Origin of the sequence: Muriicola sp. Z0-33 (assembly GCF_026126425.1) — a bacterium.
GTDB lineage: Bacteria > Bacteroidota > Bacteroidia > Flavobacteriales > Flavobacteriaceae > JAFMPW01.
Genome location: NZ_JAFMPW010000006.1, coordinates 139782 through 160009 on the forward strand (window position 1 = coordinate 139782; position 20228 = coordinate 160009).

At 40.4% G+C, this 20228-nt stretch carries 13 protein-coding genes; 9 read left to right on the plus strand and 4 right to left on the minus strand.

What is annotated here, in order from left to right; translation table 11 throughout:
- The first annotated feature begins 47 nt into the window (after positions 1-47).
- Both J1G40_RS10295 and J1G40_RS10300 read left to right on the plus strand, forming a co-directional pair.
- Complete coding sequence (locus J1G40_RS10295) at positions 48-1088, plus strand: PLP-dependent cysteine synthase family protein (RefSeq protein WP_265242548.1); 1041 nt, start codon at positions 48-50, stop codon at positions 1086-1088.
- A 186-nt stretch (positions 1089-1274) separates the two neighbouring features.
- Positions 1275-2534: an aminotransferase class I/II-fold pyridoxal phosphate-dependent enzyme gene (locus J1G40_RS10300; protein WP_265242549.1), complete on the plus strand. Its 1260-nt coding sequence runs from the start codon at positions 1275-1277 to the stop codon at positions 2532-2534.
- Positions 2535-2638: 104 nt separating this feature from the next.
- On the opposite strand, the gene J1G40_RS10305 is transcribed toward J1G40_RS10300, so the two are convergent.
- Together J1G40_RS10305 and J1G40_RS10310 are read right to left on the minus strand one after the other, a co-directional pair.
- A complete protein-coding gene (locus tag J1G40_RS10305; RefSeq protein WP_265242550.1) occupies positions 2639-3757 on the minus strand; it encodes a GTP cyclohydrolase in 1119 nt (372 codons plus the stop codon).
- Positions 3758-3857: 100 nt separating this feature from the next.
- Positions 3858-4934 carry a transporter gene (locus J1G40_RS10310; RefSeq protein WP_265242551.1) on the minus strand — a complete coding sequence of 359 codons (1077 nt, stop codon included), beginning with the start codon at positions 4932-4934 and terminating at the stop codon, positions 3858-3860.
- Positions 4935-4974: 40 nt separating this feature from the next.
- On the opposite strand from J1G40_RS10310, the gene J1G40_RS10315 reads away from it, so the two are divergent.
- The 4 genes from J1G40_RS10315 to J1G40_RS10330 are packed head-to-tail and all read left to right on the plus strand — an operon-like array spanning position 4975 to position 10537.
- Positions 4975-5298, plus strand: coding sequence for a DUF4834 family protein (locus tag J1G40_RS10315; RefSeq protein WP_265242552.1), 324 nt, complete (start codon positions 4975-4977; stop codon positions 5296-5298).
- 21 nt (positions 5299-5319) lie between these two features.
- The gene (locus J1G40_RS10320) at positions 5320-7776 is read left to right on the plus strand and encodes a YfhO family protein (RefSeq protein WP_265242553.1); all 2457 of its coding nucleotides are present in this window, start codon (positions 5320-5322) and stop codon (positions 7774-7776) included.
- Positions 7777-7808: 32 nt separating this feature from the next.
- Positions 7809-9092 carry a glycosyltransferase family 4 protein gene (locus J1G40_RS10325; RefSeq protein ID WP_265242554.1) on the plus strand — a complete coding sequence of 428 codons (1284 nt, stop codon included), beginning with the start codon at positions 7809-7811 and terminating at the stop codon, positions 9090-9092.
- Positions 9083-10537, plus strand: coding sequence for a lipopolysaccharide biosynthesis protein (locus J1G40_RS10330; protein WP_265242555.1), 1455 nt, complete (start codon positions 9083-9085; stop codon positions 10535-10537). The genes J1G40_RS10325 and J1G40_RS10330 overlap by 10 nt, the downstream gene beginning before the upstream one ends.
- A 92-nt stretch (positions 10538-10629) precedes the next feature.
- Here the strand turns inward: J1G40_RS10330 and J1G40_RS10335 are convergent, their stop codons facing one another.
- Positions 10630-11874, minus strand: coding sequence for a hypothetical protein (locus J1G40_RS10335; protein WP_265242556.1), 1245 nt, complete (start codon positions 11872-11874; stop codon positions 10630-10632).
- Between the two features lie 265 nt (positions 11875-12139).
- Here J1G40_RS10335 and J1G40_RS10340 point away from each other — a divergent pair, with 265 nt between their 5' ends.
- The 3 genes from J1G40_RS10340 (at position 12140) to J1G40_RS10350 (ending at position 17251) form a co-directional block, all read left to right on the plus strand.
- Entirely contained in the window at positions 12140-13129 is a 990-nt protein-coding gene (locus J1G40_RS10340; RefSeq protein ID WP_265242557.1) for an NAD(P)-dependent alcohol dehydrogenase, read from the plus strand.
- A 161-nt stretch (positions 13130-13290) separates the two neighbouring features.
- On the plus strand, positions 13291-15138 hold the full coding sequence (locus tag J1G40_RS10345) for a PQQ-binding-like beta-propeller repeat protein (protein WP_265242558.1): 1848 nt from the start codon (positions 13291-13293) through the stop codon (positions 15136-15138).
- A 106-nt stretch (positions 15139-15244) separates the two neighbouring features.
- Complete coding sequence (locus tag J1G40_RS10350; protein WP_265242559.1) at positions 15245-17251, plus strand: serine hydrolase domain-containing protein; 2007 nt, start codon at positions 15245-15247, stop codon at positions 17249-17251.
- Between the two features lie 52 nt (positions 17252-17303).
- On the opposite strand, the gene uvrA is transcribed toward J1G40_RS10350, so the two are convergent.
- Positions 17304-20084 carry an excinuclease ABC subunit UvrA gene (gene uvrA / locus J1G40_RS10355; RefSeq protein ID WP_265242560.1) on the minus strand — a complete coding sequence of 927 codons (2781 nt, stop codon included), beginning with the start codon at positions 20082-20084 and terminating at the stop codon, positions 17304-17306.
- Positions 20085-20228 lie beyond the last annotated feature (144 nt).

A 20228-nucleotide genomic window follows, 5' to 3' on the forward strand; every position in this document is an offset into this window, starting at 1 on the left:
TAGATTATGGCTGTTTTCAAAACACCAAATTTTGCTAACCTTACTTTATGGATAACAAGATAAATGCTTATAACAATATTCTTGAACTTATAGGTAATACTCCCTTAGTCAGATTAAATACTATTACAGCACCACTAAAAGGTAATTTCTATGCCAAAGTGGAGGCATTTAATCCGGGACATTCATCAAAAGACAGAATCGCGGCATATATTATTGAAAATGCCGAACGTAAAGGGATACTCAAAGAGGGTAGCACTATTATTGAAACCACTTCTGGAAATACGGGTTTTAGTATAGCCATGGTGAGTATCATCAAGGGATATGAATGTATTCTTGCCGTAAGTTCAAAATCTTCGAAAGATAAGATTGACATGCTGCGTTCTATGGGTGCCAAGGTCTATGTTTGTCCTGCTCATGTTAGCGCTGATGATCCCAGATCCTATTATCAGGTTGCAAAGAGATTACATGAAGAAACCAAAGGATCTATCTATATTAATCAATACTTCAACGAATTAAATATAGCAGCTCATTACAATACAACTGGTCCTGAGATTTGGGAACAGACCAATGGGAACATAACACATCTTATTGCCTGTAGTGGAACAGGTGGAACGATTTCCGGTACTTCCAGGTTTTTAAAAGAACAGAATTCGGATATCAAGGTAATCGGAGTGGATGCGCATGGTTCGGTATTGAAGAAGTATCATGAAACAGGCGAATTAGACACAAATGAGATCTATCCTTATCGTATAGAGGGGCTTGGAAAAAATCTTATTCCAGATGCGACAGATTTTGAAGCCATAGATGAGTTTATTAAGGTAACAGATGAGGAGAGTGCTCATACGGCTAGAGAAATATCTCAAAAAGAAGGGATATTTGTAGGATACACCAGTGGCGCTGTAGTTCAGGCAGTAAAACAACTAAGTAAAAAAGGGGAATTTACCAAAGACAGTAATGTAGTGGTAATATTTCCAGATCACGGTTCCAGGTATATGAGTAAGATCTATAGTGATCAATGGATGAATGATCAGGGCTTCCTGGACAGTAAAAGTGTCGGTGAAGAACGTGAAATACAGTTCGTAAAATAATAAAATATCCAATTTTTATATAAGGGGCAAAGAGCAATAACTCTCTGCCCTTTTTTATTGGTACTCAAAATAATTTATGAATCATGGACAAAAATCCATAATTTTGCGCAATCCCGAATTTTTACCGGACAGGGCCGCGGTTGGCATCTTCCAGTTATGAATTATGGGATTACCAAACTAAACTAAATGAGAGACTTATTTGCTAGGATTACCGAAAATAAAGGACCATTGGGAAAATGGGCCTCGCAGGCAGAGGGATATTTTGTTTTTCCAAAACTAGATGGGCCTATTTCTAACCGGATGAAGTTCCAGGGGAAAGAAGTAATTACCTGGAGTATAAACGATTATTTAGGCCTGGCCAATTTGCCCGAAATCAAAAAAGTAGACGGAGAGGCGGCAGCTGAATTCGGTGCGGCGTATCCAATGGGTGCACGTATGATGAGCGGCCACACCAAATTCCATGAGCAATTAGAGCAGGAACTTGCTACTTTTGTGCAAAAGGAATCGGCCTATCTGTTAAATTTTGGGTACCAGGGAATGGTATCTGCTATTGACGCCCTTGTAGCAAAAGATGATATAATTGTATATGACGTTGATTCCCATGCTTGTATTATAGATGGCGTAAGACTGCATATGGGCAAGCGTTTTACATTTAAGCATAACGATATAGACAGTCTTGAAAAGAATCTTGTACGTGCCACCAAAATGGCCGAGCAGACAGGGGGTGGTATTCTGGTTATATCTGAAGGTGTATTTGGTATGCGTGGTGAACAGGGCAAACTGAAGGAAATTGTAGCACTAAAGAAGAAATTCAATTTCAGATTGTTTGTTGATGATGCCCACGGTTTTGGAACATTGGGAAAAACTGGTGCTGGGGCAGGAGAGGAGCAAGGCGTGCAGGACGATATAGATGTATACTTTGCCACTTTTGCAAAATCTATGGCCGGAATAGGAGCCTTCCTGGCAGCTGATAAAGAGATCATAGATTACCTTAAATACAATCTGCGTTCTCAAATGTTTGCCAAATCATTGCCTATGATATATGTAAAAGGCGCGTTGAAAAGACTGGATATGCTTAGAACCAAACCTGAACTTAAGGCAAAGCTTTGGGAGAATGTAGATGCACTGCAAAACGGTCTTAAGGAAAGAGGGTTTAATATTGGCACCACAAGTAGTTGTGTTACCCCGGTTTATCTTAACGGTAGTATTCCGGAAGCCATGGCATTGGTTAAAGACCTTCGGGAAAATTATGGAATATTCTGTTCCATTGTGGTTTATCCGGTAATCCCTAAAGGGCTGATATTACTTAGAATGATCCCGACAGCTACCCATACAATGGAAGATATTGCGGTAACTCTGGACGCCTTTTCTGCGATCAGGGATCGACTTCAAAATGGGACCTACAAAAGACTATCAGCAGCTGTAGCAGCCGCGATGGGGGAGTAAACAATAATCAATTAAAAATTATTGGGGAGTTCTGTGTTTTCTGGTTGTTTAAAACCAGCTGCTTTGTTGCGTTTCGCATGCAGATATTCATCGCCTGATATTTCTTAGAGGTTTTTTCTGTACGTGCGGCGTCTTTTGTGTGTAACAGGGTTAAAATGCTTCCACATTTGACGAATGGCAACATTTTCTTCCAATTCAGGAGTACGGTAACAGGTAACTATTTTCTTCTCCTTAAAAGTGAGATAGAATTCGTTAAAAATTATTGAGGTGACCCCTTTATTTTGGTATTCCGGGTGTATGCCGATCAAATAGAAGGTAACATCTTTGCTGTGCTTTTTGGCCTGCAACAAATGGTAAAAACCAAAAGGGAACAACTTCCCTTTGGCCTTTTGTAAAGCCTTGGAAAACGATGGCATAACAATAGCAAAGGCTATAAGCTGATTGTCTTTGTCAACTATGAACTTGATATACTCCGGGTTAATAAAACTTATATACTTCTTTTTGAAATAAGCCTTCTGAATGTCTGTTATAGGCACAAAAGATGACAGGCTGGAGTAGGTTTCGTTAAAAAGATCGAACATGCGATCTGCCCAGGGCATAATTTCACTGGTTTTTGTAAAATTCATTTCACGCAGGCCATAACGCTTTTTAATTAGCAGTTGTACCCTGGCAAAGAATTTTGGATCTGCGTTGGCTGCAGGAAATTTATTTTCCAGGTATTCTTTTTCTTTTACAAAACCCAATTGTTCATAATGGTCCTTGTAATAAGCATGGTTGTACCAGGTGATCATAGTGCCTATATGGTCAAAACCTTCCGTTAGCACACCAACTTTATCGAGGTTTGAAAAGCCAACAGGACCTTCCATAAAATCCAGTTGTTTTGCTCTGCCTATTTCTGCCACTTTATCTAACAAAGCCTTAGAAACGTTTAAATCGTTGATAAAATCGAACCAGCCAAATCTCATTTTTGGCAATTTCTGCTGCTTTATTTCTATCCAATTCACAATAGCAGCAATTCGGCCAACTATTTTGTTGTCTTTATAGGCCAGAAAAAAGCTTGCTTCTGCATCCTTGAATACCGGATTCTTCTCCTTGTCGAAACTAGCCAGTTCTTCACTGATTATTGGGGGCACCCAATAGGGGGAGTCTTTGTATATTGAAAATGGAAATTTTACAAACTTCTTTAATTCGGATTTAGTAGTGGCTTCCTTTAACGTAATCATTCCTGGGTTTTACGGCATCAATATTAGGAATAATTAAGATCAGATTAAAAAATTAAAAGAATTTTATCCTGGGTATTTTTAGAGTTAAAGCGGGAAGAAATTAAAAGTCGATCACCCCATTATCAGAATTTGAACTCTTTTTTTGTTTTTTATTTAGCTTGCGAAGCTGCTTTTTGGAAGGACCAAGATCTATATCTTCGGCACCAGCGCCTTTATTTTTATTTTTCCTTTTTTTCTTATTCTTTTTCATGCTGTTCTTTCTGATGGGTCCGCCATTTGCACCAGCTTTCTGGTCATCGATCAATATTGGGGCATCTTTGTGGAAATCGAAGCGATACGAAACACCAGCAGTTACAAATATCCTGGAGGGCTTGTTTTTAAAACTGGCTCCTAAATTCATGTCTACCTGGAGATCCTCACTGATCAAATGTGCCACCCCACTTCGAAGTAATACATCGGAATACCTGTCGCTCTTAATTCCCTGGTTTTCTACAAATACGCTCCATTTAGGATTTCTAAATGCATGTGAGAGCGACAACAAATAGCTCCATTCCGGGAAATCTGTGGCAATTCGGTCGTATGCAATATTCGAAATCAGTACAAATCTTGGTGTTAGCCTGCTTTGTGTAGCTACCATTACTCTTGGTGATACAATGGGATCTTCCCTGTAGTAGGGGTTATCGCCCAATACGAAGTTTGCTCCTGCGTAAACCGAAATTGATGGGATTAAATTCTTAAGCTGAAAAACATTGTTGGCCCTCCAACTTCTAAGATTGGGTTTATTCCTTTGGGGATCTTTGTACCTGTCATAGATTAAATACTTAACCCCTAATCTGTTTCTGTAAAAATCTGTTCTGGATTCATCAAATCCAAAATTGGTAAATGTAATATTCTGATTTTGAAACGTGCCCTCATAATTCAATTCCAATTCTTCAAACAATAACCCATACCGCAATGAAATATCACTTCCCCAAATGTTAGACGCTGTATTGAGTGTGCTGTGGTCTTGCTGCTCGTAGAATAATCCGGCTTCTAATTGCAACACATTTTTGCCAATGGCGTATGCGCTTACCGATAGCCCGGGACGATTAGAATTTATTACATCGGTGTATTGAGAAATGGCCAGAATTGGCAAAACAAATGCCAATAGCAGAAGAATCTTTTTATTGCAAATCATTTTAACGAGATGGACCTCGGCCCCTTTTTATTATTATTTTATGACTTTTGTACTGTTATTACAACGCTGGAATTGTATTTTTGATATAAATATTTTAAAGAATATGACTTTTTTAAAGACGATTTTAATAATCCTGCTGATCTACTATCTGTTGAAGATACTGGCAAGATGGTTTGCTCCTAAATTGTTTGGATACGCCGCTAAAAAAGCAGAAAGGCATTTTCAGGAGACTTTCGGGGCCTATCCCGGTCAGGAGTCGGCCGAAGAAGGAATATGGGGCAATACTAAAAAACAAAATAAAAGGACAACAAAGGAAGCTTCAAAAGATATTGGAGAATACATAGATTTTGAAGAAATAGATTAACCAATCCTGTTAAACCAACCGATGAGCAAAAAACTCAACGCTTTATTTGTCCATTTTTTTGCACTTGCATTTTTCGTTCTGGCGTCTCTGGTATATTTCTATCCGGTACTTCAGGGTAAAACCATTAGGCAATCTGATATTGAACAGTTTTCCGGTATGGCCAAGGAGCAGAACGATTTCAGGAAAAGGACAGATCAGGAACCTTATTGGACAAATAGTGCTTTTGGCGGGATGCCAACCTATCAGCTAGGGGCTTATTATCCGCATGATTATGTTAAGAAACTGGACCGTGTCATACGCTTTTTACCAAGACCGGCAGATTACCTCTTTTTATACTTTATTGGGTTTTACATCCTTTTATGCTGCATGAAGGTAGACTATAGGCTGGCCGTCTTAGGGGCTCTGGCCTTTGGTTTTTCTACATATTTTATCATCATATTAGGGGTTGGGCACAATGCAAAAGCTCATGCCATAGGCTACCTGCCCATTTTACTTGGTGGTATTATACTCACTTTCAGGAGAAAATATTTATGGGGATTTGTGCTTTCGGCTCTTGGTATGGCACTCGAAGTAGGTGCCAACCACTATCAGATGACTTATTATTTTATGCTGTTAGTACTTGTACTGGGGGTAGTTTATTTGATTGACGCCATCCGAAAGAAAGTACTTAAGCACTACTTTACAGCAGTTGGGATATTGCTTTTGGCAGTAGTATTGGGAATTTCGGCAAATGCCACTGCCCTGATGGCTACCAAAGAATATGCAGACTGGAGTACCAGGGGAAAGTCGGCCCTGACCATCAACCCTGATGGGAGTGCCAAAGAGAAAACAGACGGATTGAGCAAAGACTATATTACCCAATGGAGCTATGGCATAACGGAGTCTTTGAACCTATATGTCCCCAGGCTATTTGGAGGGTCTAATGGTGAAAATTTGGGTGAAGATTCCAAAACCTATAATTATCTCTTAGATCAGGGGCTGCCACGTACAAGGGCATTGGAATTTACCAGTAACTTGCCACTGTATTGGGGACCGCAACCCGGTACCTCAGGGCCGGCTTATATCGGGGCGATTGTATTCTTTCTTTTTATTATGGGACTCTTTTTGGTAAGGGGCCGTGTAAAATGGTGGCTGTTGGGAGGCGTTATTCTGTCTTTATTACTCTCCTGGGGTAAAAATTTTAGCCTTTTGACCAATTTTATGATAGACTACTTTCCGCTCTATGATAAATTCAGGGCAGTTTCATCTATACAGGTTCTTTTGGAATTGTGTGCTCCTATAATGGCCATAATGACTCTGGTGGTACTATTTAAACCTACCGTCGGCAAGGAGAAGAAAATGAAGGCTTTGAAATTGGGTTTCCTGGTCAGCATGGGAATAGGAGTTGGGCTGCTTTTGTTTAAAGGTAGTTTTGATTTTTCTGCAGCAAATGACGCTGCCTATCAGCGCTATTTCGGCGATGAGGTTTTGGCCATGATAGTTAGAGATAGGGAGGCGGTTTATATAAATGATACTATCCGGTCTTTGATTTTTGTGGTTTTGGCTGCTCTGGCTATGTGGTTATTCTTAAAGGAGAGAATCAGGCAAAACATCCTTGTGATGGCCCTTGGATTATTTATTCTGGTAGATTTGGTTGGTGTAGACAGACGCTATGTCAATAAAGATAATTTTGTGAGACAACGATTGGTCGACAGACCATTCCAGGAGTCTGCTGTAGATAAGGAAATTAGGCAAGACAAGGGGATTTTCCGTGTTTATGATCAAACACAGGGTTTTGAAGGAGCCAGAACCTCATATTTTCATCAGGCGATCTCCGGATATCACGCTGCAAAACCAGCCAGGATGCAGGACTTGTATGATTTCCATATTCAGAAAGGGAATATAGGTGTGTTTAATATGATGAATATTAAATATGTCATACAGCAAGATGAGGAAGGAAAGAGTTATGCAGGAATAAACCCTGACGCCAATGGCAATGCCTGGTTTATAAGTAAATTAAAGGAAGTAAGCAGTGCGGATGAAGAAATAATGTCCCTGGACAGTCTGGATCTTAAAAATGAGGCTGTTATTAACAGTACAGTTTTTAGTAACATAAACAGGTTTAATTTTCAAAAAGATTCTATTTCCTCGGTTACACTTACAGCATACAAGCCCAATCATTTGACTTACAGAACCAGAAATTCATATGCGGGCGTCGCTGTTTTTTCAGAAATGTATTATCCAAACGGTTGGAACGCCTATATAGATGGTAAAATGACCAATCACTTTAAAGTTAATTATGCATTGCGGGCAATGAGGGTGCCTGCCGGAGATCATATAGTGGAATTTAAATTCGAACCGGTGCTTATTAATACTGGAAGTAAAATTACACTGGGGTCGTCTCTTTTACTGGGGCTTATTATCTTTGGAGGAATTGGGTTTTCTTATTGGCGCAGAAAAAGTGAAGCCAAATCCGGGGCGGCGGAGGAAGCACAATAGCTTATTAAGAATTCACCTGCATCTCTATATAATTGGCAAAGAAAGTACTCATAATCACTTATTATTGGCCTCCGGCCGGAGGCCCGGGAGTTCAGCGCTGGTTAATGTTCGTAAAATACTTAAGGGATTTCGATATAGAACCTATAGTCTACATTCCTGAAAACCCCACTTATCCCATTATTGATGAAACTTTAGCAAAGGAGGTTCCAGAGGGCGTCAGATGCTATAAAAATAAAATTAAAGAGCCATATAACCTGGCAAGGCTCTTATCTGGTAGAAAGACTAAAAAGATCAGTTCGGGGATAATAGCAAACAAGCGCTTGTCTTTTATTGAAAAGTTTATGCTGTGGGTAAGAGGGAATTTTTTTATTCCGGATGCGAGAAAAAATTGGGTACAGCCCTCAATAAGTTATTTATCCGAGCTGCTGAACAAGGAGGATATTAATACCATAATTACTACCGGACCGCCCCATAGCTTACATTTAATAGGACTGGGGCTAAAGCAGCAACATGGGGTGTATTGGGTCGCAGATTTTAGAGATCCCTGGACCAGTATCGGTTACCATAATAAATTAAGACTGACAGCATCTTCCCGGAAAAAACATAAGGAGTTAGAGCGGAGTGTTCTGAGTTCAGCGGACCAACTTATTGTTACCAGCCCTACTACCAAAAAGGAGTTTCAGGGAATTACAGACGTCCCTATTGAAGTCATTACAAATGGTTATGATGGCGATTACCAGGGAGGAGCCCATTTGGATGATAAGTTCAGTATAGCACATATAGGCTCATTACTCAGTGGTAGAAACCCGAAAAACCTATGGAAAGTACTCTCCGAACTGACAACCGAAAATGAAGCTTTCAGATCACTATTGCAAATCAATTTTATAGGAGTGGTTAGCAAAGAGGTTATGGATAGTTTGTACCATTATGAATTAGCACCTTATATCAAACTAAAAGGATATGTTTCACATGCACAAGCACTTAGAGAGCAAAGAAGTTCGCAGCTACTTTTACTTGTTGAGATAGATGCTGAAGTGACCAAAGGGATTGTCCCTGGAAAATTATTCGAATATATGGCGGCTAAAAGACCAATATTGGCAGTTGGTCCTGAAGGTTGGGATGCGGCCAGAATAATTAATGACACCCATACTGGAAGTACCTTTAATTATTCAGCACACTTAGAATTGAAACAATTATTGACAGACTGGTTTAAACAATTTCAAAAAGGAGAACTAAAGGTTGCCGATGGCAATATAGAACAGTATAGCAGAAGAGAACTTACCCGTAAATTGTCAGAATTCTTGCTATGGGAATAGTTTTTAAACAGTCATTGGTTAACACAATAATCACTTATGTGGGATTTGGAATAGGGGCAATTAACACTTTGTTTCTATATACTCGTTTTCTGACTGAAGAATATTATGGTCTTGTAGGTGTAATTTTATCGACAGCAACAATTCTAATGCCTATTCTGGCGTTTGGGGTGCCCAATACTATGGTGAAGTATTACAGCAGTTTTAAGGATTCCCGCGAATCAGATGGTTTTCTTTCACTTATGCTTTTATTACCTCTGCTTTTCATTATTCCTGTTGCATTTATTAGTTATGTCGCCAACGCGGCCATAGGAGAGTTTCTTGCAAGTAAGAACGCTATTGTCAGAGATTATGTATGGTACATCTTCCTAATTGGGATGGCATTAGCCTATTTTGAAGTGTTTTACGCCTGGTCTAAAGTACAGTTGAAATCGGTTTTTGGAAATTTTATGAAGGAGGTTTTTGTCCGTTTAGGAGTTACCATTTTACTGATACTTATCTACTTCGACCTCATAGATGTTACTATCTTTTTAAAGGCCTTGGTTGGCTTATTTTTGCTAAGAACAGTGGTGATGAAAGTCTATGCCTATACTTTAAAGATGCCAGGTCTAACATTTAAATTCCCCGGGAATACCAAAAACATATTAAACTATAGCAGCCTGATAATTCTGGGAGGCTCTACTGCGGTGGTGTTATTGGAGATAGATCGTTTTATGATCAATCAGTTTATCCAGATCCAGAATGTCGCTTATTATAGTGTGGCCATATTCATTGCTGCTGTAGTAGCCGTTCCTTCCAGGGCCATGCATCAGATAACATATCCGATGACAGCGGAGCTTTTAAATGCAGAAGACTGGACCGGACTAAAACATCTTTATAGGAAAACCTCTCTGACACTTTTTATTATTGCCGGAATTATTTTTGCCGGGATCATCCTGAACCTTACAGATTTGTATACTTTATTACCGGAAGCCTACAGAGGAGGGTTTATTGTGGTTTTCCTTATAGGCCTTACCAAGGTTTTCGACGCATTTCTGGGTAATAACAATGCTATCTTATACAATTCTGAATATTATAGAACATTGCTGCTAATGGGAGTATTATTAGCCGTGATAACAATTCTGTTTAATCTATGGCTGATCCCTGTTTATGGCTTGTCCGGTGCAGCAATTGCCTCATTTCTGGCCATCTTTATGTACAATTGTGCCAAACTAATTTTTGTCAAAGTAAAATTTAATATACTCCCTTTTACAGCAGAAACATTTAAGGTATTGGGCTTGCTGTTATTTATTGGAGCCCTTTTCTATTCCCTGCAATTTCCATTTCACCCTATTGTCAATATCATCATTAAGAGTATCTTGATGCTAGTAATGTATGTTGGTGTCCTGTATCGACTGAGGATATCTGAAGATGTTTTTGCGGTATTATCAAGGTATTTGAAACGATAGTGTGTTTTATGGCTTAAGCATTGATAAAAAAAAGCCCCGCAGCAGACGAATCCACTACGGGGCTAAACAACTAACCAACCTAAAAACTATCTTTATTGCACTCTTGTGCGACTACTTCTACTTCTTGTTCCACTGCTATTGCTTCTGGAACTTCTGGCCGGAGCTTTACTAACCGTTCTTCTTGAAGAACTTTTACTTACTCTGGCATTACCGCTTCGGCTACTTTTACTGGCAGGTCTTGCCTGTGAGCTACGTTGTGTAGTTCTTTTAGCTACAGTTCTGCTGCCAGTACTTTTGCCTTGTGGTTTCTTATAGCTCCTTGTGCTACGAGTAACCGTTTTACTTCTTGGGGTAGTGGTAACCGTTCTTTTGCTCACCGTTCTTCCGGAGTTGGAACGAATTCCGCTATTATTCCCTTTTCTTACAGTGGTACTTCTTGTAACCCTGTTGTTATTATTAGAAACAGTTCTTTTCACTGTTCTGCTACTAGTTCCGCTGTTCTTGCGCACATTGTTTCTGCTGACGGATCTGTTATTTCTGCTAACATCACCTCTTTGGTTTACACGACTATTAGACCTTGATCCGCTATTATTGTTTGCGGCAATTCTCTGGTTACTTCTGAGTCCGTCTGCTCTTCTGCTCCTATTCGTGTTCTGACGAACCGCAACTCTTTTGTCGTTTCTATAGACCTTATTTCTTCTATGGCCTCTATCATAGCGGTAATGATTTCCAACATTGGCATACGCTCTTCTGTAATTATATCTGTACGGCCTGTAATAGGTATATCTGATAGGGGAATAATACTGTCTGTATGGTCTTCCGTATACCAGGCAGAATCCTAAAGCAGGTCTTACAAAGAACCTGTGAAAAGGCCTGTAAACATAATGTCTGTTATATATATTAATGTATCCGGTATGGTAATCATAGAATCCACGGTTATTGTAGTAGACATAAAGACCACCAACACGTCTTACCCTTCCATTCCTATAGCGAATGTCCACATCACCAATCTGATTTACCCGTCCGTAGTAGTCGTAATAAACAGGGACATTCTCTACCTGGATTACTGCACCATAATCATCGTACTGTGCATAAGGACTATAGTCGTAACCCGAGTTAAAAGTGATTCCATTCCTACGACCACTTACATAATTATCTATGTAAAAATCGAATTCGCCATCCGGATATACTGAAAACGTAATGCCATTTTCAACAAAAATGAATGAGTTGTTGTAGTTATAAGCATTGCGCAGTGCAACCTTATTTTCTGGGGTCGCAGCATAGGTACTCGCCGTACCTAAAACTAAGGCTGCTATTAAGAGTACTAAATTCTTCATGATATAAGGTTTTAAATTTCCGAATGCAACTTTTACATTCTGATAGGTATATACCAAACAGCGTGCCAAGAATTTAGAGTATTCTCTAACAAATTGATAAACAATTAGTTATATACATAAAAATTGAAGAACCAGAAAATTTCAGCTAGCAACTATAAATTCAGGAATAGAATGTATTAATTAGATTCTTTGAACTAATTAAAGTCGTAATTTTCAGTTCAGTAAAACAAGTACTGTATTAATTAATACTATAATAGCGTATAAAATGAAGGCGTTAGTTTACCATAAGTACGGTTCCCCGGATAATTTAGGTGTTGAAGAGCTACCCATACCAGATCTTAAAAAGAATGAGGTGCTCATAAAAGTGCATTCGGCCGCGATTAATTCATGGGACTGGGACCTCTTGAGGGGTAAGCCTTTTATTGTACGACTTGCAGGGGGTGGTTTGACCAAACCAATAAAAAAGATCCTGGGATGCGATGTAGCTGGTGTAATTACTGCGGTAGGGGCAGGGGTAAAGAAATTTAAAATTAATGATGAAGTGTTTGGTGATATTAGTGAAAGTGGTTGGGGAGCGTTTGCAGAGTACGTCAGTGCAAAAGCAGACACCCTTACTTTAAAACCCAGGGCACTTAGTTTTACAGAGGCGGCAGCGTTGCCTCAGGCCGCAGTAATGGCGCTGCAGGGAGTTAAGGATCATGGACAGGTAGCATCCGGCCAAGACGTTTTAATCAATGGTGCAGGAGGCGGTGTAGGAAGTTTTGCCATACAGCTGGCCAAAATGCGCGGTGCCAGCGTAACTGGGGTAGACAATACAGATAAGATTGAATTTATGCAAAGCATGGGGGCCGATAATACCATTGATTACACCAAAGAAGATTTTACTAAAAGGGAGGAACAATACGATTTAATTCTGGACGTAGTAGGACACCATTCTCTTTTAGATTTTAAGCGGGCATTAAAGCCCGTAGGTAAATACAAAATCATAGGTGGGCATACAGGGCTGATTTTTCAAAGTGTTTTTCTCGGACCTTTGATATCTGCCTTCTCTTCCAAGAAAATGGGCATTCTTGCACACCAACCAAATAAAGGGTTGAGCGCTATTGCGCAGATGGTAGTGGAACACAAACTTCAGGTGATCATAGACCGGATATTTACTTTAGACCAGTTGCCAATGGCATTTAGATATTTCGGCGAAAATAGCTTTAAAGGTAAAATAGTGATAAGCATGGTTGCAGCTAATGAAATCTCTTAAAAACCTCTTTAAAAAGATTTCTAATTTGTCATTCTGCTCCTTTGTACAAATGCCCTATCTTTAATGAACCCCCATGTTGGTATTGCCTTATTAGTAGCATGAAATGAGGTCTGCCAGAGTTCTTATACTCAAAAAGAAGTTTCAACCGCAAAAAATATATTGTGAAATATCATAAACCAGAGCTCTTACTTATATTGTTATTAGCCTTTTGTATTACAGGGTGCAGAGAAAGTACCCACTCCCAACAGTTGGCCAAAGCCCAAACAAATTTTTCAACCAAATGCGCAATGTGTCATTATGGTAAAGGTGCAGCAACTGCTCCTTCCGTAACACATATGAATGCCATGAGTCCCAGAAGCATTGTAGCGGCATTAGAATCTGGTAAAATGCAAATACAGGGCAGCAGTCTCAGTAAAGAAGAAAAAATAGGGATCGCGGAAATGCTCACTTCAAAAAAATACTCGGAGGGCACTGCTCCGGTAAATATGTGTGATGCACCTGACCTGCAGTTATCAAATATAAAATACTCCGGCTGGGCGGGTAATGTGGAAGGGACCGGGTATATCGCTTCAGAAGTAGCGCAACTCTCATTAGAAGAGGTACCCAAACTTAAGTTGATATGGGCATTTGGATTTGATGGAGGAACAATAAGCAGATCTAAACCGGCAGTTATCGATAATAGTATTGTTTTTGGAAGCCAATTTGGTGAAATATACTGTTTAAATATGCAGACAGGTTGTGTTCAATGGATATTCAGGGCAGATAGTAACGTTAGAGGTGGTATTGCTGTTAGCCAGGATGAAACTGGGGAGGTGAGTTTGTATTTTGCCGATTTTAATTGCACCACCTACGCTCTTAAAGCCAATACGGGGGAATTACTTTGGAAGGCTAGCGTTAGGAATGAATCTGCAAATGCAGTTACAGGCACCGTCGCCTATTTTGATGGAATGGTATACGTACCCCTGACCTCCATGGAGGTAGTGTCTGGTAATGAGCAAAGCTATGAGTGTTGCAAAGGGTCTGGAATGGTGGTGGCCGTGGACGCTGAAAATGGAGAAGAGGTATGGCGCCACCGTGTTGTTGAGGAAAAAGCTACTGCTCAGGAGCTAAGCTCCGCAGGCACCATGAAATATGGCCCTTCCGGGGCTCCTGTTTGGAGCAGTCCTACTATAGATGCAAAAAGGGGATTGCTTTATATTGGAACAGGAGAGAATAATTCTTTCCCTACGACCGATAGTTCCGATGCTTTGCAGGCCTTAGACTTAAAAACCGGAGAATTGGTCTGGAATTACCAGGCGACTACGGGAGATGCCTATGTAATTGGAACATTTAGTGCAGATGGAACAAGCATGGAACCTTGTGCTAATTGTCCGGATCCCACTGGTCCCGATTTGGATTTCGGTATGGCTCCTGTGCTTACCCAAAGACAAGATGGTAAAGAAGTATTAATAGTCGGGCAAAAGTCTGGGGTGGTGCATTGTCTGGATCCCGATTCGGGCATACCCATATGGCAAAAGAGAATTGGCCGGGGAGGAGCGCTTGGAGGAATCCACTGGGGTATTGCTACCAGGGACAATATTGCTTACGTCTCTAATTCTGATTGGTTTCCATTTGGTGGTGACGAGACTTACCCCGCAAGTCCAGGACTGTACGCCATGGATTTGATGAATGGGGAGATAATATGGAAGTCAGTGGCGGACCCAGGAATTTGCAATGGCATCCAGGGCTGTTATAGTGGTAATTCTGCTGCACCTACGCTTATAGATGAAGTTGTATTTGCAGGGAACCTCGACGGGCATGCCAGGGCGCATAATGCCCGGACAGGTGAAGTTATTTGGGACTTTGATACCCTTAGAGATTTCGAAACCGTGAATGGCGTAGCTGCAAGTGGAGGATCTATTGATGGGCCAGGCCCGGTAATTGCAAATGGGATGGTATTTTTTAATAGTGGTTATGGAATGCACAGCCAGAAAGCCGGAAATGTATTCTTAGCTTTTGGACTGGAATAAGCCAACTGACTGCCTTAGTACTATCTTTTTGGTGTGGGAATAAATATCCCTCCAATTCTAATTACAAATATCCTACCTTTAAAACCATAAAAACAATACAAGAAGTATGGACAAATTGATATGTAAGTTAGTAGTTTTCCTTTTTATAGTAGCGCCTGTAGCCTTAACTCAGGCCCAAATTCAGAAAGGCAGTTTAACCCAGGGCAAATTGGTCAGTGCAGAAATAGGTCCTGCTGATAAACACAACTACGATTTAATTTTAGAAGAAGGCCAATTTGTATTTCTTAAACTGATGCAGAGAGGAGTGGACATGAAAATTTCCACTTTTGATACAAATGGTGATAAAATAGAGGATTTTGATAGCCCCAATGGGAAATATGGCCCGGAACTATTTACATTAACCTCTGGCGAGAAAGGCAAATACCGAATAGAAGTGTCGCCTTTTGATGAGGAAGAACCTGAAGGGGAATATGATATCATAGTGGAAACTATTAAGCCAAAAGCCACTACTCTGGAAGGGAAAACTGATGAGGTATTTGCAGCTTGGAATAACGATTATAGTCCTGGAGCTGCTGTAGCAGTTGTTAAGGACGGGGAAATTATCTACAAAAAGGGGTATGGATTATCTAACCTGGAATACAACATTCCAATTACTCCTGGTTCCATATTCCATATTGCTTCCGTTTCGAAGCAGTTTACTGTCTTTGCTATACTCCTCCTTGAAAAGCAAGGGAAACTGAGCCTGGAAGACGATATTAGAAAATATGTACCAGAAGTCCCGGATTTTGGGAAGACTATTACCCTAAGGCACCTGGCCACGCACACAAGTGGTTTAAGAGACCAGTGGAATCTGCTTGCTATGGCCGGATGGCGCCTGGATGATGTAATTACTTTGGAACAGGTTCTAAAGTTGGTTAGTAAGCAAAAAGATTTGAACTTTAATCCGGGAGACGAATATTTGTATTGTAATACAGGATTCACCCTCTTAGCTGAGGTGGTCGCCAGGGTGTCTGAAATGTCTTTTGCTGAATTCACAGGGCAGGAAATTTTTGCCCCCCTTCAAATGAAAAACACGCTCTTTTATGACGATCATGAAAAGATTGTTAAAAACAGGACCTATTCATACAAAACTGATAGCACGGGATATAAGAAAAGTGTCCTTAGCTATGCCAATGTTGGGGCTACCAGCTTGTTCACGACGGTTGAAGATTTAAGTCTGTGGGCAATGAATTTCTCTAATCCCAAAGTTGGAGACGAAACAATTATTAAGAAAATGAATACCCCGGCAGAACTCAATAGCGGTAAAACCTTTGGCGGAGCTTTGGGGCAGTTTGTTGGTAAATACAAAGGGTTAAATCAGATACAACATGGGGGTGCGGATGCCGGGTACAGGTCCTATCTGGCCCGCTTTCCAGATCAGGATTTTGCTGTCAGTGTGTTTAGCAATTCGGCCGATTTTAATTCGGGAAGGATAGCTCACAAGGTGGTAGATATTTTTCTGGAGGAAGCCCTTGTGGAAGAACCCGAAGAGGAAGTCACTGAAACAGAGGCACAAGCGGAATCCATAAGCGTTGCAGCAGATATATTAGATTCCTATGTGGGCGATTTTGAGTTGCAGCCCGGATTTATTATTGGCGTTATCTTAAAAGAAGGGGAACTGATTGCACAGGCCACAGGACAACCTGAAGTTGCATTGGCTCCCATATCGGAAACAGAATTTGATGTGGTGGGGGTAGAAGCTAAGCTGGAGTTTATCCCCAATGGCGGTGATAAAGTAAAGGCTATTAAACTATATCAGAACGGTCAGATAATGGAAGCTCCCAGGTTAAAGGCATTTGACAAAAATGCCGTTGTCTTGAAAGAATTCGAGGGGAGCTACCACAGCGAAGAGTTGTCTACGACCTACCATTTTAAGGTGGTAGATGAAAAGTTGATGGTACAGCATAGCAGGCATAGCGACTTTGCTGTCAACCCCCTCAAGGAGGACACTTTTGGTGGCAACGCCTGGTTTTTTGGACAGGTGGCATTTCAGAGGGATGAAAACAACAAGATTGTTGGATGTAAAGTGTCTTCGGGAAGGGTACGCGATCTGGTATTCAGCAAAGTGGAGTAAAAAGTAGCGCCAGACTGTTTTAAATCGTCTTATGTTAAGCCATGCAGCATTTCTATCTTAACTTTTCCCTTAAGTATCGTGCCGTATGCGAGTGTTTATTCTGAGCTACTTCTTCTGGAGTACCTTCTGCCATCAATTGTCCGCCGCCTTCACCACCTTCCGGACCCAGGTCTATAATGTAATCGGCACATTTTATCAGTTCAATATTATGCTCTATTACTACAATGGAATGCCCGGTAGCAATAAGAGCGTCAAAAGATTTCAGCAATTTCTTAATATCGTGAAAATGGAGCCCGGTGGTGGGTTCGTCAAATATAAAAAGTGCCTGATCTTTAGATTTCCCCTTTACCAGAAAAGAGGCTAATTTTATTCGCTGGGCTTCGCCCCCGGAAAGCGTAGAGGAGGATTGGCCTAATGTAACATAGCCAAGGCCTACATCCTGAAGGGGTTGTAATTTGTTGACAATTTTAGTCTGCTTGTGCTCGGTAAAAAATGCAACAGCGTCATCAATGGTCATATTTAAGACATCATCTATACTGGCTCCTTCAAATTTCACCTCCAGAACTTCTTTCTTAAAACGCTTACCGCTGCAGGTATCGCATTCCAGATGCACATCGGCCATGAACTGCATCTCTACGGTAATCTCGCCTTCACCCTTGCATTTTTCACAACGCCCCCCATCTACATTAAAAGAGAAATGTTTGGCCTGGTAAGCACGGATTTTGCTTAGTTTCTGGCCCGCGTACAACGCCCTAATATCATCATATGCTTTTATGTAAGTTACTGGATTAGAACGTGAAGATCTACCGATGGGATTTTGGTCTACAAATTCTACATTCTTCAAAAACTGGTACTTACCTTCAAAAGCTGTAAACTGTCCTGCTTTTTCACCATAACCACCAATTTCCTTCAAAATAACAGGATATAGTAATTTTTTAACCAGGGTACTCTTGCCACTACCAGATACCCCGCTGACTACAGTAAGCATGTTGAGTGGAAAGGTTACATCTATATTTTTCAGGTTATTTTCACGGGCTCCTTTAATACTAATGTGATTTTTAGAGCTTCTCCTTTCGACCGGTACGCTAATCTCTTCTGTCCCATTCAGATAGCTGGCTGTTAATGAGGCCGATTTCAAAATTGCTTCCATAGTCCCATGTGCCACAACTTCGCCGCCATGTGTGCCGGCTTCCGGGCCAATATCTATAACCTCATCTGCAGCCATCATAATATCTTCATCGTGCTCTACAACGATTACCGTATTTCCCAGATCGCGCAGGGACTTCAATACTTCAATAAGGTTTTCAGTGTCTTTGGGGTGAAGACCAATACTGGGTTCGTCTAAAATATACATAGACCCCACAAGACTACTTCCCAATGAAGTGGCCAGGTTTATTCTCTGGCTTTCCCCTCCGGATAGGGTGTTAGACTTTCTGTTGAGCGTTAAATAGCTAAGTCCTACTTTACTTAAAAAGCCCAGACGGGTTACAATTTCTTTTAAAAGGCGACTGGCGATAATGGTATCGTGTTCATTCAAGGAGATATTATCAAAAAAGGGGAGGAGTTTAGCAATTGGTAGTTCTACCAGGTCCGAAATAGATTTTCCTGCTACTTTAACATATTCTGTCTCCTGACGTAAACGCCTTCCTTTACATTGTGTACAGCGTGTTTTGCCCCTATACCGCGATAACATTACCCGGTTTTGTATTTTATAGCTCTTTTCTTCGAGTTTTTTAAAGAAATCTGATATTCCTTTAAAATGAGCATTGCCGTCCCATGCCAGCTGCCGTTGCTCTTCGGTAAGTTGAAACCAGGGTTTGTGGATGGGAAAGTCGAACTTATACGCATTATTCACCAATTGGTCTTTGTACCTACTCATACTTTCCCCTCTCCAGGGAAATATGGCACTCTCATATATTGAAAGGGAGGTGTTTGGGATTACAAGGTCTTCATCTATCCCTATTACATCGCCATATCCTTCACAATTAGGACAGGCCCCATAAGGGTTATTAAAGCTAAATAGGTGCGCATTTGGTTCCAAGAAGTTCATCCCATCTAATGAAAACTTATTACTAAATGAAATGATATTACCGCTTTCTAACTCTTCTATAAAACATTCGCCTTTACCTTCAAAAAAAGCAGTATCCACTGCATTGGCCAATCTGTTGTAAAAATCCTCGTCTTCTTTTTTTACAATACGGTCTACCACCAGGTCAAATTCTGAACCGATGTTTTTTAGTGAATCGTCAATTCTAATTACCTCGCCCTTGTACTTAATTCTGGCATATCCTTGTTTGGAAAGCAACTGCACAGATTTAAATGGATCTCGCTCTTTGGGAATCTTTATTGGTGCTAATAAAAGTAATTTAGTTCCTTCATCATAAGTTCGAAGGTGGTTGATGACATCTGACACCGTATGTTTCTTAACTTCTTTGCCCGAAACCGGTGAAATGGTTCTACCTATCCTGGCAAATAGTAATTTAAGATAGTCGTAAATTTCCGTAGTGGTCCCAACTGTAGACCTGGGATTAGTAGAATTTACTTTTTGTTCAATAGCTATTGCCGGAGCAATACCTTTAATATAATCTACCTTGGGTTTATCTAGTTTACCTAAGAACTGTCTTGCGTAAGAAGAAAGGCTTTCCACATAGCGCCTTTGCCCTTCAGCATAAAGGGTGTCAAAGGCCAGGCTTGATTTTCCCGAACCAGAAAGCCCTGTAATTACCACCAGTTTATTTCTGGGAATTACTACATCAATATTTTTTAAATTGTGCAGTTTTGCCCCTTTAATAATGATATTCTCCTTTGGATTTACGTCGGCAATTGCAGTCATGAGGCTAATTAAGGGTACAAAGATACACTGCAAGGTTGCAATAACCAATAGAGGTGTTTTTACATCGAATTTTTACCAAATCACAACATTGATTTTCTGCGAGCTAATATTTTTTCTATATTTGAACTGTTAATAATACAAAAT

What these genes read in the sequence shown, in the direction of transcription:
- J1G40_RS10335 (WP_265242556.1), bottom strand. Translation starts at nt 11,874, where the DNA reads ATGAAGAATTTAGTACTCTTAATAGCAGCCTTAGTTTTAGGTACGGCG.
- J1G40_RS10300 (WP_265242549.1), top strand. Translation starts at nt 1,275, where the DNA reads ATGAGAGACTTATTTGCTAGGATTACCGAAAATAAAGGACCATTGGGA.
- J1G40_RS10295 (WP_265242548.1), top strand. Translation starts at nt 48, where the DNA reads ATGGATAACAAGATAAATGCTTATAACAATATTCTTGAACTTATAGGT.
- J1G40_RS10330 (WP_265242555.1), top strand. Translation starts at nt 9,083, where the DNA reads ATGGGAATAGTTTTTAAACAGTCATTGGTTAACACAATAATCACTTAT.
- uvrA (WP_265242560.1), bottom strand. Translation starts at nt 20,084, where the DNA reads ATGACTGCAATTGCCGACGTAAATCCAAAGGAGAATATCATTATTAAA.
- J1G40_RS10320 (WP_265242553.1), top strand. Translation starts at nt 5,320, where the DNA reads ATGAGCAAAAAACTCAACGCTTTATTTGTCCATTTTTTTGCACTTGCA.
- J1G40_RS10305 (WP_265242550.1), bottom strand. Translation starts at nt 3,757, where the DNA reads ATGATTACGTTAAAGGAAGCCACTACTAAATCCGAATTAAAGAAGTTT.
- J1G40_RS10310 (WP_265242551.1), bottom strand. Translation starts at nt 4,934, where the DNA reads ATGATTTGCAATAAAAAGATTCTTCTGCTATTGGCATTTGTTTTGCCA.
- J1G40_RS10315 (WP_265242552.1), top strand. Translation starts at nt 4,975, where the DNA reads ATGACTTTTGTACTGTTATTACAACGCTGGAATTGTATTTTTGATATA.
- J1G40_RS10340 (WP_265242557.1), top strand. Translation starts at nt 12,140, where the DNA reads ATGAAGGCGTTAGTTTACCATAAGTACGGTTCCCCGGATAATTTAGGT.
- J1G40_RS10350 (WP_265242559.1), top strand. Translation starts at nt 15,245, where the DNA reads ATGGACAAATTGATATGTAAGTTAGTAGTTTTCCTTTTTATAGTAGCG.